This is a genomic window from Bacteroides sp. MSB163 (genome assembly GCF_036416795.1).
Taxonomy (GTDB): Bacteria; Bacteroidota; Bacteroidia; order Bacteroidales; family Bacteroidaceae; genus Bacteroides; species Bacteroides maternus.
Window position 1 is genome coordinate 1,268,286 of the sequence record NZ_CP143867.1, and the last position, 13,288, is coordinate 1,281,573.

Here is a 13,288-nt window from a genome sequence, read left to right on the forward strand (position 1 = left end):
TTAAACAGTTTCTTATATTGTTCATCATAACCTAATGTTTTCACATAATCTCTAACTAACATATTTTGTCTTGGCATTGTTGACGAATAATGGACTGTTGCTGCCAAGCAACTGGTTCTATAGCTTGGGAATCATGGCTATCAAGTCAAAAGCACTTATAACCTGATTTGCCATTATTCCCGCATTCTGGTAGGCGCTGAAATAAGAATCTTCCCCAACTGGATAGAAACCTGAGAACCTATATGAGTATAACCATCTAAGTATTCACGCCCTTCCTGCCAATACAGATTCCCCTGTTTATCTTCGTACCAGTCCGCCCCGTCCGGATCTATGCGGTTCACGGGGTTATTCCCGCAATATGCATAAGGACTGACAGAATTGTACTGTTTTTGCTCTGTTCTTCCCATTTTCTTGTAAGATAGTCACGATCATACTGCCAGGGAATATTTTCCTTGGAAGTTGTTTGTATATCCTCCTTATCGCGTATTGTTACACTTATCACACCGCCCGCCAATAATGACCATCCCAATCCTACGGGCGAAGCTTCCGATTGATGGGTGATTTCCGCTCCGCTAAATGCGAGGGAAACAGGGATATCGACACCTTTTCCCGACAAAGTAAACAAGGGAATATTTGCAGACATCTGTCCGGTATGTAATCCCACACTTGTTGATGCAATAGCCGTAAACTGCTGGGCATTCGCACTGGGACGTCTGATTTCATCAGCTGACTGTGCTTGTCCTGTTATGCTTAGTATTATAAAAACGACTAATAACAAGATTCTTTTTATGAACTTATTTTTTTTCTTGCTATCTGTTCTTTAAATAATTAATTGTATTGAAAGTTCCGGTGGATGCAACATCCACCGGAAGCACTTATCTGCTATTCTGACAGACTTTATTTACAGCGGCATCGCATTAGCCCCCAACACGCCCGCAGCCGCGGAAATCACCGCGATAATCAATTTCAGGATCATGTCCCATACTGATTTCTTGATTGCCATAGTTTCACACCTCCTTTCGTGTTCTTTTTTTAGTGATTTCATTTTTCGAAGAATCAGAGTTCCTTCTTCACCTCGAAGCACGGACATTCCTTTATCCATTCCTCCGGTTCTATCTCTCCATTCCTGTTCAGGTCCGGACTGAGGTCGCGATGCCCGCAGACATAGCTGTTACGGAATCGCTTCAGCAGCTGGTACACCAGCAACCGTAGCGCGCTGCGTTGCTCCGGAGTGCGGGTGTCCGCAGGCTTCCCGTTGCAGTCCAGCCCGCCTTCGTAGCAGAGGCCGATTGAATGAGCGTTGTGTCCCTTTGCATGCGCGCCGACAAGCTCCAGGGGGCGGGTGTTAACGACGGAGCCGTCCCAGCGGATGTAATAGTGATAGCCGATGCCGCGGAAGCCGCGACGGCGATGAATGGTTTCCAGTTCTTCGGTGGTAAGGGCACGATTTGCCCGGGTGGCGCTGCAATGCACCACAATCAAGTTGATACTTCTCATGATTCTCTTGGGATTAAAATAGTTTAGTTAATAAAATATAGAATAGTTCGGTTAAGTCGTAGTATTCGTATTGTGTACGTGTCGTTGAACGCGGGTGAGTTGCGGAGGTACAGTGCTTTTTGCTCTGTTATCCCTGGGAAGCTCTGCGCCTCCGCGTCTCTTCTGTTTTCTTAGCCCAGCGGATTTTCGTCGAGTCCGCCTCCGCCGTCACTACCGTTTCCGCCGTCACTGCCGCTTCCGGTTGTTTTGGAATTGTAAGGGAGGCATTTTACGCCTGTCACCATGGAGCGGGTGGCTACGGTGCGGTCGGGATTCTTGGTGTAGCAGGGCAGGAAGCGCACCGTCAGGGTGGCTTGTGCCGCCGATACCTTGTCGGCGGTTTCCACGCCTTTACCGTTGGATTTCATCGTCATGCGGAACGTGCCGAAGCCATCCAGGGTGACGCTTTCTGAAGATTGCAGATGAGTGGTCATTACTCTCACCAGGTTGTCGATCGTGTTTTTTGTGTCGCCTTTGGAGAGGGAAGAGTATTCCGCGATCTCACGGGCAATCTGATCGGTAGTTACATTACCTTTCAGCACAATGCGCGGGTAAAATAGTCTCTTTCCGGCTTTGTTTTCCAAAATGGATTGAGCCGGTTTGTAAAATACTGGCATAATTTGAATTGTTTTTAAATTGTTAATAGACTGTTCGTTGTTTGTGTCTTAAGCTTAACCACATTGCAAAGATAAGGCTTATGGTGTGAACTGAAAAATAAATCTATCCGTTTTTTATCAGAAAATGTTTTCGGATTGTTTACGGTGTGCGGCCTGCCCTATTTCACGCACAGGCTCAGCAGATACTTTCCCGGGAAGCGTATTTTCCCGTGGCTTTCGCGCAGGTCGAAGAAACCTTTCCAAATGGGATGTCCGATAATACCGAAGTTGCTCTTGAGGATGATGGCGTACTGTTCCTGCTGCGGGATGCGGTGCTGGCGGAGATTAAAGATCAGTCCGTCCAGATTGCGTTTCAGTCCGTCTTGGGGCGGTTGCAGGTGCGAGATGTCGTCATCGGTCCATTCCTTGCGGGGCGGGCGGTTGCGGGAGATTCCGTTTGAAGGCGTTTCTCCGGGTACGGCATTTTCCGAACCCGCTTCTCTTTGTGAAAAAAGAATCTCCTCCCCCCTTTCCTCCGCGGACTTCCGGTCCGCGTTCTGAGTTCCCCCGGCGGGGGAACTATTGAGGAGGGGATATTCTTTTCTATTCTGTGCTATGCTATTCTGTGCTATGCTATGTGTACCGGATGTTTCATTTTTTGGGGTAAATGTTACATTATCCCCTTCCGTTTCATTCTTTCCGGTGGAAAGGGTTTCTTCTTCCGTCTTTTCTTCGCTCTCCCGCCCGGGCGCTTCTTCCTCTTCCTCTCTTCCGTTGCCGATGCGGAACCGCTCGTCTATCACGGCGGACTTGCGTCGCTTGGTGCTGAAGAGGTATTGGCTTTGTATCTCTCCGCTGGTGAGCACGCCGTATTGACTGAAAATACCGGGATGGAAGATGCCGTACTCAATGGCGAGGCCGAGGATGCGTTTCACGTCGTCGGCGGACTGGTTGTAGAGGTTGGTGGCGAGGTCGTCGTAGAAGAGTTCGTCGGCAAGGACATAGTAGCCCTCGCCGCCGTAGATGCAGGCGAGGGTGCACATCAAGGTGGCGAGGGCGCCTTCGCCTTCGCGTTTCATGATGCGGCGCACGAGGCGGTTGTTCATGAAGTCGATGTCGACAGGGAAGTAATCGAGTCCCCGTTTTTTGATTCTGGACATGGTAGTGGTTTTTAATTGTGGTTCTAATTTATGATTCCTGGCTGAGGCTGGTTTCGATGAGCTTTCTTCGCTTGCGGGTTACGCTTTCTTTCACCACTTGGAGGGCATGCAGGATGAGGGTCATACGCTGCTTTCGGTCCTGTACGTCGGTGATTATGAGGGTGGCGTGCGAGGGGGTGTTTACGAAGTGTGAATCAATGTAGCGTTTCCTATAGGCGGCGCTGCGGCATGCTTTGCAGCAGCTTTCCGGTCGCCGGGTGCGTTTGTCCATATAGAAAGCTTCGGCGGGAAGTTCTTTCAGGCAATGTCTGCAAGTGTGCAGGGTAGAGGTAAGTATCTGTTCCATAATGAGATGGTGTTAGTAAGTGTATCCTGTTGACTGAGTATATATATCTGTCGTGTAGCATCTATATATCCTGTGTGTAGCATCTGTATATCCAGCGTGTTGCATCTATATATCCAAGGTGTTGCATCTATATATGCTGCGCCTTGCATCTATATATCTTGCGGTCGGTTCCCTGTTTCGGAGTCTGAAATATTTGTTTTTCATAATTCTTCTCTTTTGTTTGCGATTTAAAAATAAACTGGCTACTTTTGTCGCTGCAAATATAAAACTGTTTTCAGATATAAACCAAATAGCCTTGGCGATTAATTCTCAGAAAATACGTAATGGTTTGTAAATGAGCTGTTATTATAATTTCGATTTATATACAATGATATTATGGAGAAAGAATCGGACTTAGTATTGAATGTTTCGGAAATAGTGAAGCGCGCCAAAATGGTGTTGAACCTGAGGAATGACGCGGCATTGGCCGCCTATCTTGGTGTCTCCCGCTCTACCCTGAGTAACTGGTGTGCCCGAAACAGCATCGACTTCCCGTTGCTGCTGGAGAAACTGAAAGAGATAGACTACAATTGGCTGCTGGTGGGAAAAGGGAAGCCTGAACATCAGGCTAAATTCTGCAATGGCGAAATTGTTTCGGGTGAGGTGGAAATGATCCATACCCCCAAAACAGCTGATCCGGTAGACGACCGTAGCGTGTCATTATATGATATCACCGCTGCCGCCAACCTGAAAACACTGCTTGCCAACAAAGACCAGCATGTGGTGGGAAAGATACAGATTCCGAACATACCTGTCTGCGACGGAGCACTCTACATCAGCGGAGACAGCATGTATCCCATCCTGAAATCGGGGGATGTTGTGGGCTTTAAGGAAATCAGCAGTTTCAGCAACGTCATTTACGGGGAGATGTATCTGGTGTCGTTCAACATCGACGGCGACGAATACCTGTCAGTGAAGTATGTGAACCGTTCCGATGTGGAAGGTTGTATCAAGCTGGTGAGCTACAATCCACACCATGAACCGATGGATCTACCGCTCACGTGCATACAGGCGATGGCGATTGTCAAGTTCTCCATCAGAAAGAATATGATGATGTAAGCCCGGCAGGCAAGCCGGCTAAGCTATAAGACAAAAGAAAAGGTGACCAAGCAGTATTTCCACCACTTCATCACCTTTTCCATCATTTATCACCTAAACCTATATATTATTTGTCCGTGCATCCTTTTGTGCTGAAAGCTACCAGCATCCAAACCATCTTTTCCTGTTCTTTCAGATAGCCTGTCATCAGGTCGGCAGTAACGTCGTCACCTGCTTCATTAGCCAGTTCAATGATCTTTCTTTCCTCACCAATGAGGTATCCGTAAGTTTCAAGAATATTGCTGACCGCATCGCTACCGCAAGCCACGTCAGATACTTCCTTGATCTTTGCAACTTTCAGGTATTCGCTGAACTTGTTTTCGGGTACACCACCCAGCATCAGGATACGTTCTGCAATTTCGTCCACCTTCTCGGCTGCGTCGTCATACATACTTTCAAACTTCTCGTGCAATACGAAGAAACCGTGTCCCTTGATGTTCCAGTGGAAACCGCGCAGATTCGTGTAATACACCTGGAAATCTGCCAAAAGTTGATGCAATGCAGATACTACGTTAGCTACTCCCGATTCATTTAACTTGATGTAATTTAAAGTCTTCATAATTTTATGGTTTTAATAGTTTATACTGTTTTTCTTTTTTCTGAGACAAAGATAAGGCAGAAACCCATGCTTGTCAAACAGATAATTTCTATCTTTGCATAGACAGAATCTATATAACCCGTTCAAACCCCTTATTTATCATGACTTTACAACAACTGGAATACATTCTTGCCGTTAGTCAGTTCCGCCATTTCGCCAAAGCTGCGGAACATTGCCGTGTAACTCAACCCACCCTGAGTGCCATGATACAGAAACTGGAAGACGAGTTAGACACTAAGATATTCGACCGCAGCCAACAGCCCATCTGCCCTACTCCCGTCGGGCAGCTTGTAATAGAGCAAGCCCGTATCGTATTGGAACAGGCAGGCCATATAAAGGATATTATTGAAGAAGAGAAGCACTCCTTATCGGGTGTCTTTAAGTTAGGTATACTCCCCACCATCGCCCCTTATCTGTTGCCCCGCTTCTTTCCGCAACTGATGAAGAAATATCCTCAATTGGATATCCGCGTAACGGAGATGAAGACGAAGGACATCAAACAGGCTCTTATAAAAGGAGAGATAGATGCCGGCATTATCGCCACCCTGCCTGAAAAGGATGACTTCCGCCAGATACCTTTATTCTACGAACAATTCTATGCTTATATCGCGCGCGAAAGCAAACTGTTCGATAATAAGATTATCCGTACCTCCGATCTCAGCGACGAACAGCTTTGGATGCTTGACGAGGGACATTGCTTCCGCGACCAGTTAGTTCGCTTCTGCCAGATGAAGGCAGCGCAAGCCAGCCAGATCGCTTATCATTTAGGTAGCATGGAGACATTCATGCGTATGGTGGAAAGCGGTAAAGGCGTTACCTTCATTCCCGAACTTGCCATCGATCAGCTCAACGAGACACAGAAAGAGTTGGTGCGCCCCTTTGCCATCCCCACTCCTACCCGGCAGATCATTCTCATCACCAATGAACATTTCATACGAACCACCTTATTGGAGGTACTCACAAAAGAAATACAAGCCTCTGTACCCCGCGAAATGCTGTCTCTGCGGGCAACTCAGTGCGTTGTATAGATTTCGTCTATCGGCCCATAAATCTTTTCAATCGGTTTTTTTGTTCTATCGGCAAAAGATGCTATATTTTTGCAAAAGCGAAATTCAGCTGCACCTCAGCATAATCAAGCGAGCTTGCTTCTGCATTCGGTTTGCATGAACTTTGCATCATCGAAAAAACAAAGTACTAAACCTTTTAAAACAAAAAAGATTATGGAACCAATTATCAATTCACAGCTTCCTGAATTCAAAGTTCAGGCATTCCAGAACGGAAGTTTCAAAACAGTAACTAACGAAGACGTAAAAGGCAAGTGGGCTATTTTCTTCTTTTATCCCGCAGACTTTACGTTTGTATGCCCTACCGAACTGGTGGACATCGCTGAAAAATACGAGCAATTCCAGGCAATGGGTGTAGAGGTATACTCTGTAAGTACGGACTCTCACTTCGTGCACAAAGCATGGCACGATGCATCCGAAAGTATCCGTAAGATCAAGTATCCGATGCTGGCAGACCCTACAGGCGTGCTGACTCGCGCATTCGGTGTAATGATCGAAGAAGAAGGTATGGCTTACCGCGGCACATTTGTCGTGAACCCCGAAGGCAAAATCAAGATTGCCGAAATACAGGACAATAACATCGGACGTAATGCCGACGAACTTCTCCGCAAGGTAGAAGCAGCACAGTTCGTTGCAACACACGACGGTGAAGTATGTCCCGCAAAATGGAAGAAAGGCGGCGAAACACTGAAACCAAGTATAGATTTAGTTGGTAAGATTTAAGTTCACATCCCTTTTTTATTAGCGAGGTCCCCTTTATCCATTGCACACATAGAGGGGACCTCTTTTATCTTATCATTAGTACCCGTTGGCGAGATTAGTTTATATCGGAATAGTAATGAACTAAATGCTGATAATCTTTTAACTCATAACCCTACGGAAACGAATTAATCCCGCCAACGGAATACATTAGTATAGACTGTTATGTTAGAAACAAGCATTTTAAATCAAGTACGTAGCGTCTTCCAAAACCTGGAAGCACAGTACACTTTTCATATCACCTGCCATCCACGGCACGAAAGCGCACAGGAACTGACAGAGTTGCTGAAAGATGTAGCAGGATGTTCCGATAAACTCTCCTGTGAGGTAACTGAAACCGAAGAACCAAAGCTGGAATTCTCTTTACTGAAAAACGGGAAAGAAACCGGTGTCAAATTCCGCGGAATACCGAACGGTCATGAATTCACATCTTTGCTTCTGGCAATACTGAATGCCGATGGAAAGGGGAAAAATCTTCCTGATGAAGCCATCAGCCGACGCATTCAGGCGTTGAAAGGGCCCGTTTCATTGCAGACTTATGTATCATTGACATGTACCAACTGCCCCGATGTGGTGCAGGCTCTGAACATTATGGCTTTGCTGAACGGACAGGTCACGCATGAAATGATAGACGGCGCTCTTTTCCAGGAAGAAGTGGATGCACTGAAAATTCAAGGCGTACCGTCCGTCTATGCCAACGGTAAATTGCTTCATGTAGGACGTGGCACTTTAGGCGAACTTCTGCAAAAGCTGGAAGAAATGTTCGGCTCCGAACCTGTGGGGAATGCAGAGCCTATCTCACGTACTTATGATGTCCTCGTATTAGGTGGCGGACCGGCAGGTGCCTCAGCTGCGATCTATTCAGCCCGCAAGGGATTACGGGTAGCTATTGTAGCTGAAAAGATCGGTGGCCAGGTAAAGGAAACCGTAGGAATCGAGAATCTGATCTCCGTGCCGCAGACTACAGGTGCACAGTTGGCAGACAATTTAAGAAGCCATATCAATCATTATCCCATCGACTTGTTTGAAGACCGTAAGATAGAGAAGGCGGAGCTTCAAGGAAAAGAAAAGAGGATTTCAGTAGTGGGCGGTGAAGTATTCATATCTCCCGGTGTTATCATTGCCACCGGCGCAAGCTGGCGCAAACTGAATGTGGAAGGTGAAACGGAATATATAGGCAGAGGAGTTGCTTTCTGTCCGCATTGCGACGGACCGTTCTATCAGGGAAAAGACGTAGCCGTTATCGGTGGCGGAAACTCCGGTATAGAAGCAGCCATCGACTTGGCGGGTATCTGCCGGAAAGTGACTGTCTTTGAATTTGCCGATACGCTGAAAGCCGACCAGGTACTGCAAGAAAAGGCGCAAAGCTTGCCGAATGTAGAAATCTTCACTTCCTCACAGACTACCAAAGTAGTGGGAAACGGTGATAAGGTAACAGCTATCCGCGTCAAAGATCGTGTAAGCGGCGAAGAACGGGATTTCCCATTGGATGGCATCTTCGTACAGATTGGCCTGGCAGCCAATAGCGCTCCTTTCCGTGACATGCTGGAAACGACTCCAATAGGCGAAATCAAGATCGACGCTTTTTGCCGCACCACGCTTCCGGGAGTTTATGCAGCAGGAGATGTCTCGAACGTTCCCTACAAACAGATAGTAATTGCAATGGGTGAAGGTGCAAAGGCGGCACTGTCGGCATTTGATGACCGCATCCGGGGAATTGCATAAAGTAGGTACGCGGACGATGCGGATTGGGCGGACGAATGCGGATGAAAAATAAAAATCCGCGTTCGTCCGTTCTATCCGTGTAGTCCGCATATCTATTTCTCAGAAAGAAATTCAGCGATATCCTCTTTTTCTGCCATGCCCAATTTCTGCCGTATCACCGTCTTACGTTGATACACTGTCCGTATGCTCTGCTGGATAACCACGCTAATCTCTTTCGTCGAAAAGTCCGACTTCAACAAACAGCAGAGTTGCAGTTCCTTTTCATTCAGGATATTTCCATACTTCTGACTGATACGGGTATAAAAGCCATCATGTACCATGTCAATAGTCTTATACAAATCACTCCAAACCAGCAAATCGTCCACCGCTACATCTTTATTGGCTATCCGTCCCATCTGTACCAATAGCTCCTGATGATCGGAACTGGGATTCGTAGCCACAATACGTATCAGACCTAACTGCTGAAGCAGCATCTTCTTGACAAACTTATCATTATTGCCGCTTTCATCGCCTTCCGTCTCATGCAGCAGACGGCGCAAGGCTTCCAGTTCTTCTTCCTTCTCCACAAGCAAATGCTTTCTTCGCTGCAAATACCAGACGACAACCAGCAACAACAAAATACAGAGAGCCACCACTCCGACAAAGAAGGTCCGTTCTTTCTGTTTTTCCAGTTGCAGATTCATATTCTGCTGTTGGAGTAACAATTGCACCTTTCCTTTTTGAGCTATCACCCGCTGGTCACGGATAAAGTTGTTATACAACCGGTTTGAGAAGAACGCCACATCCCGAATTGTAAAAGAACGGTTGTCCATATAATCCATCAATGTTTTCTGTACCAGACAAAAGTTAGCCAACGATAAGTCCTGGTCAATATAGGGCGAACGCACGCTATCACCCATTTGTATATAGTAGCGGGCGGAATCCATCTGACCCATATTCAGGAAATAACGCGAAAGAGCATAATAAGATAAGGACTCGAAGGGGTGTTTTGTCTCTTTATATTCCTGTAAACTGCGGCGTTGTAAATCGATAGCTTCCCGATTCTTTCCGGAGTCACTCAATATATCCGCATAGTTGCGCATCACATAGTACAGCGCTTTCAGAGAGTCCGCGGATGTATACAGGCATTCAGTAGCTTTGCGGAGAGCCAGCAGCGCAGAATCATTCTGATTTGCACAGTAGTATGATATCGCCAGACTGTTGTAGTTATTATATTGTCGGGTGGAATCAGGCTCTATAGCTATCAATTGCTTCTGCAAGCGTATCAGACCTTCAAAGTCATCATTACCTTCTCCTATATTCGCTATGGACCGCAGCAAATCAAGACGGGCAGCCGTATCACTACGCAAGGCTGCAATACGATTCCCTTCGGCCATCATCTCAGTGGCTTCTTTATATCTCTCGCTATCGTAGAAGTAATGCGCTGCCAGTTTGCAGGTACGCAGCAACCGCAATGTGTCACTCACATCCGGCCTTCCATAATAATCCAAGGCATATAACAGCAAAGAATCTTCATTCATTACCCAATGTGCATTATAGTGGGCTTGCCCCATAGCCAATGCAAACCGTGCCCGCAATGAATCCGGCAATGCTTCGGGATCTTCCACCGACCGAAGCAGAGCAATCGCCTCCTCTGCATTCTGCTGTAACATCTGCTCCGCCTTTTCTATCCGGATGCGTTGCGATGGCAGGGCTTCTGCACATGCTGCCAATACCAACACGCATACCCAACCTATCAAACCATGTTTCAATGCTTTCATGCCGTCCTTCCTTCTTGCTTTAAGTCTTTGCAAAGATAGATATTTATCAATTAACGGAAGTTACGGCATCCCATTTTTTGCACTTTTCTTTATATATAAACTTGAAATGGGAAGATATAAACTTTTCTATAAATCGCAGTTTAAATCCCCTTAATTCTCAGATAGTTACAAAAGTTGTCGCACTTTATTTAGTGCCACATATAAACCACTTTTCTCCCCCGATCCCCCTACCTTTGTCATGTTCAAAGAACAGAAATAATCACTAAAAATAATAAGAAAAATGAAGAGACTAAGTATCATTTCAGGAGTATTATTCCTATGTACCTCCCTGATGGCGGCAAACAAAATCACAGGGAAAATCATCGATGAGAGTAACAATCAGCACATCGAGTATGCCAATGTCAGCCTGCTGACTCAGGATTCGACATTCATCACCGGAGTTGCCACAGATAACGGTGGCGGCTTCCTGCTGAAAGAAGTAAACGATGGAGATTATATCTTATGTATCTCATGCGTCGGATATGAAAGCTCCTATCTCTCCATCCGCAACCTGCAAGCCAACCTGAATCTGGGAGAACTGCCCCTGTCGCCCGATAATGTAATGCTGGAAAGTGTTACCGTCACAGCCAGCCCCATCATCAAAAAGACCGACCGGCAAATTATCCTCCCGACCGAAATGCAGACTAAAGCCGCTTCCAACGGAGTTTCCTTACTGAGAAATCTACAACTGTCGCGTATCCTGATCAATCCGATAGACAACAGCATCACGATTCCCGGAGGAGACAATGTGCAACTTAGGATTAACGGCGTAGAAGTGACTCAAGCTGAAATAATTGCCATCCGCCCGACAGATGTGATCCGGATCGAATATATAGACAATCCCGGCGCACGTTATGGAAATGCAGGAGCTGTATTGAACTACATTGTAAAGAGAAGAGAATCAGGAGGAAGTATCTCCGCCGACCTCACCAACGGAGTATCCGATACGGGATATGGCGAACATAACCTCGCTGCCAAATACCACTTCAACAAGTCAGAGCTCAGCACTACCGTATATTGGGGACAGAGAGATCTGAAGTGGACGCGCGAAAACTATGAAAGTTTCCACTTCCCGGAGGCCTATCAGGAGAACAGAGAGGTGGGAGAACCTACCAAAGTAAAGTATGATAACCTTAACTTCAACCTCAATTACAGCTACCAGGATAATGACAAGCAACTTCTCAATATTGCTCTCAGAAATCAATACAGCGATACTTCCAGTTCCATGTCGGACAGAATCAGTACATTGTATGAAGGAGACACCTCCTACTCCATATCCGACCTTTCTACCTCCAAAGTAGTTATCCCTTCTTTGGATATCTATTACCAGAGAAATCTGAAAAACAAGCAGACAATCTATGCGGATATAGTGGCTTCTTATCTGGACAGCAAGAATGAACGGACTTTTATTCAGAAAGCCCTTAATAATGACAATAACGATACGGATATCTATTCGGAAACCAAAGGTGAGAAATACTCCGTCATCAGCGAAGGTATCTACGAAAAACAATTCAATACGGGTAAGTTTACCGGAGGCATCAAGCATACACAGGCCTATTTGCAAAATAGATATTCGGGTAGTATAGAGAATAAAATCACGATGAATACGGCCGAAACGTACCTATTTGCCGAGTATCAATCAAAGATAAAAGCTCTGAACTACACAGTAGGGATTGGAGCCATGAGAACTTATAACAGTCAGGAGCAGTATTCTTCCGAGAAGTATATAGTCAAACCTTCCTTAAGCCTGTCGTACTCTATCAACGGGAAGTGGTTTTTCAGATACAACGGATACGTGTCGGGCTATGCCCCTTCCCTGTCCGACCTGAACGACATCTCGCAAGCAATGGATAAGTATCAGATACGCAAAGGGAATCCCGACTTAAAGTCTGTTACATTCTATGCCAATACACTGTCTGCCAGTTGGCAAAGCAAGTATGTATCTGTCGATTTATTTGGAAGATATAGCTATGACAATAAGCCGATTATGGAAAATACCTACTACGAAGACGGGTATTTTGTCCGCACTACCGAGAATCATAAAGGTTTCCACCGGATCAAACTGGAGACAGCTATACAAATACGACCTTACAAAGAGTATATCTCCATTAAAATCACTCCGTTTCTGAACCGCTATATCAGCTATGGCAACACCTACACGCATACACACACCAATGCAGGACTGCGAGGCAGCCTGATGGCAATGTACAAGAACTGGGTACTGATGGTAGAAATGAATACCAGCAACCACACTCTGTGGGGTGAAACGCTGACTAAAGAGGAGAAACTGCACACCATCATGGCAGGATATAATACGGAGAAATGGAGCCTTTCTGCCGGGGTGCTGAACCCGTTCACCAATAAGTATGAACAGGAAATAGAAAATCTGTCAAAGTCGGCTCCCTACCGCCAGTTAGCGTACTCCAAGAACTTAAGGCTTTTGTTCATGGTAAATGCATCCTTCAGCCTTGATTTCGGAAAGAAGCGCAACAGCCAAGGCAGAAGAATCAACAACAGGGATACCGATACCGGAATCTTGTCCGGAAGCAAGTAATTGTCTCCCTCACG

14 protein-coding genes are annotated in these 13,288 nt (G+C 46.1%); 5 read left to right on the plus strand and 9 right to left on the minus strand.

What is annotated here, in order from left to right; genetic code table 11:
- Positions 1 to 173 precede the first annotated feature (173 nt).
- The 7 genes from VYM24_RS04405 to VYM24_RS04435 all read right to left on the minus strand — a co-directional run bounded on the left by VYM24_RS04405 (position 174) and on the right by VYM24_RS04435 (position 3,638).
- On the minus strand, positions 174 to 341 hold the full coding sequence (locus VYM24_RS04405; RefSeq protein ID WP_330941552.1) for a hypothetical protein: 168 nt from the start codon (positions 339 to 341) through the stop codon (positions 174 to 176).
- A complete protein-coding gene (locus tag VYM24_RS04410) occupies positions 338 to 778 on the minus strand; it encodes a hypothetical protein (protein ID WP_330941553.1) in 441 nt (146 codons plus the stop codon). Before VYM24_RS04410 ends, VYM24_RS04405 begins: the two co-directional genes overlap by 4 nt.
- 123 nt (positions 779 to 901) lie before the next feature.
- A complete protein-coding gene (locus VYM24_RS04415) occupies positions 902 to 1,003 on the minus strand; it encodes a smalltalk protein (protein WP_425286632.1) in 102 nt (33 codons plus the stop codon).
- Between the two features lie 53 nt (positions 1,004 to 1,056).
- On the minus strand, positions 1,057 to 1,497 hold the full coding sequence (locus tag VYM24_RS04420; protein ID WP_330941554.1) for an N-acetylmuramoyl-L-alanine amidase: 441 nt from the start codon (positions 1,495 to 1,497) through the stop codon (positions 1,057 to 1,059).
- 170 nt (positions 1,498 to 1,667) lie between these two features.
- Entirely contained in the window at positions 1,668 to 2,153 is a 486-nt protein-coding gene (locus VYM24_RS04425; RefSeq protein WP_330941555.1) for an HU family DNA-binding protein, read from the minus strand.
- Between the two features lie 158 nt (positions 2,154 to 2,311).
- On the minus strand, positions 2,312 to 3,292 hold the full coding sequence (locus VYM24_RS04430; RefSeq protein ID WP_330941556.1) for a DUF4373 domain-containing protein: 981 nt from the start codon (positions 3,290 to 3,292) through the stop codon (positions 2,312 to 2,314).
- 28 nt (positions 3,293 to 3,320) lie between these two features.
- Positions 3,321 to 3,638 (minus strand): hypothetical protein, encoded by a 318-nt coding sequence (locus VYM24_RS04435; RefSeq protein WP_330941557.1) that lies wholly within the window; start codon positions 3,636 to 3,638, stop codon positions 3,321 to 3,323.
- A 375-nt stretch (positions 3,639 to 4,013) separates the two neighbouring features.
- Here VYM24_RS04435 and VYM24_RS04440 point away from each other — a divergent pair, with 375 nt between their 5' ends.
- Positions 4,014 to 4,736 carry a LexA family transcriptional regulator gene (locus VYM24_RS04440; RefSeq protein ID WP_330941558.1) on the plus strand — a complete coding sequence of 241 codons (723 nt, stop codon included), beginning with the start codon at positions 4,014 to 4,016 and terminating at the stop codon, positions 4,734 to 4,736.
- A 106-nt stretch (positions 4,737 to 4,842) separates the two neighbouring features.
- Here the strand turns inward: VYM24_RS04440 and VYM24_RS04445 are convergent, their stop codons facing one another.
- The gene (locus VYM24_RS04445; protein WP_007216682.1) at positions 4,843 to 5,334 is read right to left on the minus strand and encodes a Dps family protein; all 492 of its coding nucleotides are present in this window, start codon (positions 5,332 to 5,334) and stop codon (positions 4,843 to 4,845) included.
- A 140-nt stretch (positions 5,335 to 5,474) separates the two neighbouring features.
- Here VYM24_RS04445 and VYM24_RS04450 point away from each other — a divergent pair, with 140 nt between their 5' ends.
- From VYM24_RS04450 to ahpF, 3 genes are all read left to right on the plus strand, one after another.
- Complete coding sequence (locus VYM24_RS04450) at positions 5,475 to 6,401, plus strand: hydrogen peroxide-inducible genes activator (RefSeq protein ID WP_330941559.1); 927 nt, start codon at positions 5,475 to 5,477, stop codon at positions 6,399 to 6,401.
- A 192-nt stretch (positions 6,402 to 6,593) separates the two neighbouring features.
- A complete protein-coding gene (ahpC, locus tag VYM24_RS04455; RefSeq protein WP_007211096.1) occupies positions 6,594 to 7,160 on the plus strand; it encodes an alkyl hydroperoxide reductase subunit C in 567 nt (188 codons plus the stop codon).
- 201 nt (positions 7,161 to 7,361) lie between these two features.
- Positions 7,362 to 8,921, plus strand: coding sequence for an alkyl hydroperoxide reductase subunit F (ahpF, locus tag VYM24_RS04460; protein WP_330941560.1), 1,560 nt, complete (start codon positions 7,362 to 7,364; stop codon positions 8,919 to 8,921).
- 92 nt (positions 8,922 to 9,013) lie between these two features.
- Here ahpF and VYM24_RS04465 read toward each other — a convergent pair whose 3' ends face one another.
- A complete protein-coding gene (locus VYM24_RS04465) occupies positions 9,014 to 10,681 on the minus strand; it encodes a tetratricopeptide repeat protein (RefSeq protein ID WP_330941561.1) in 1,668 nt (555 codons plus the stop codon).
- Positions 10,682 to 10,961: 280 nt separating this feature from the next.
- On the opposite strand from VYM24_RS04465, the gene VYM24_RS04470 reads away from it, so the two are divergent.
- Positions 10,962 to 13,274 carry a TonB-dependent receptor gene (locus VYM24_RS04470; protein WP_330941562.1) on the plus strand — a complete coding sequence of 771 codons (2,313 nt, stop codon included), beginning with the start codon at positions 10,962 to 10,964 and terminating at the stop codon, positions 13,272 to 13,274.
- The last annotated feature ends 14 nt before the right edge of the window (positions 13,275 to 13,288 follow it).

Excerpts from the sequence above, each read along its gene's own strand:
- VYM24_RS04435 (WP_330941557.1), bottom strand. The coding sequence starts at position 3,638 with ATGGAACAGATACTTACCTCTACCCTGCACACTTGCAGACATTGCCTG.
- VYM24_RS04430 (WP_330941556.1), bottom strand. The coding sequence starts at position 3,292 with ATGTCCAGAATCAAAAAACGGGGACTCGATTACTTCCCTGTCGACATC.
- ahpF (WP_330941560.1), top strand. The coding sequence starts at position 7,362 with ATGTTAGAAACAAGCATTTTAAATCAAGTACGTAGCGTCTTCCAAAAC.
- VYM24_RS04445 (WP_007216682.1), bottom strand. The coding sequence starts at position 5,334 with ATGAAGACTTTAAATTACATCAAGTTAAATGAATCGGGAGTAGCTAAC.
- VYM24_RS04440 (WP_330941558.1), top strand. The coding sequence starts at position 4,014 with ATGGAGAAAGAATCGGACTTAGTATTGAATGTTTCGGAAATAGTGAAG.
- VYM24_RS04415 (WP_425286632.1), bottom strand. The coding sequence starts at position 1,003 with ATGGCAATCAAGAAATCAGTATGGGACATGATCCTGAAATTGATTATC.
- ahpC (WP_007211096.1), top strand. The coding sequence starts at position 6,594 with ATGGAACCAATTATCAATTCACAGCTTCCTGAATTCAAAGTTCAGGCA.
- VYM24_RS04425 (WP_330941555.1), bottom strand. The coding sequence starts at position 2,153 with ATGCCAGTATTTTACAAACCGGCTCAATCCATTTTGGAAAACAAAGCC.
- VYM24_RS04470 (WP_330941562.1), top strand. The coding sequence starts at position 10,962 with ATGAAGAGACTAAGTATCATTTCAGGAGTATTATTCCTATGTACCTCC.
- VYM24_RS04450 (WP_330941559.1), top strand. The coding sequence starts at position 5,475 with ATGACTTTACAACAACTGGAATACATTCTTGCCGTTAGTCAGTTCCGC.
- VYM24_RS04420 (WP_330941554.1), bottom strand. The coding sequence starts at position 1,497 with ATGAGAAGTATCAACTTGATTGTGGTGCATTGCAGCGCCACCCGGGCA.
- VYM24_RS04465 (WP_330941561.1), bottom strand. The coding sequence starts at position 10,681 with ATGAAAGCATTGAAACATGGTTTGATAGGTTGGGTATGCGTGTTGGTA.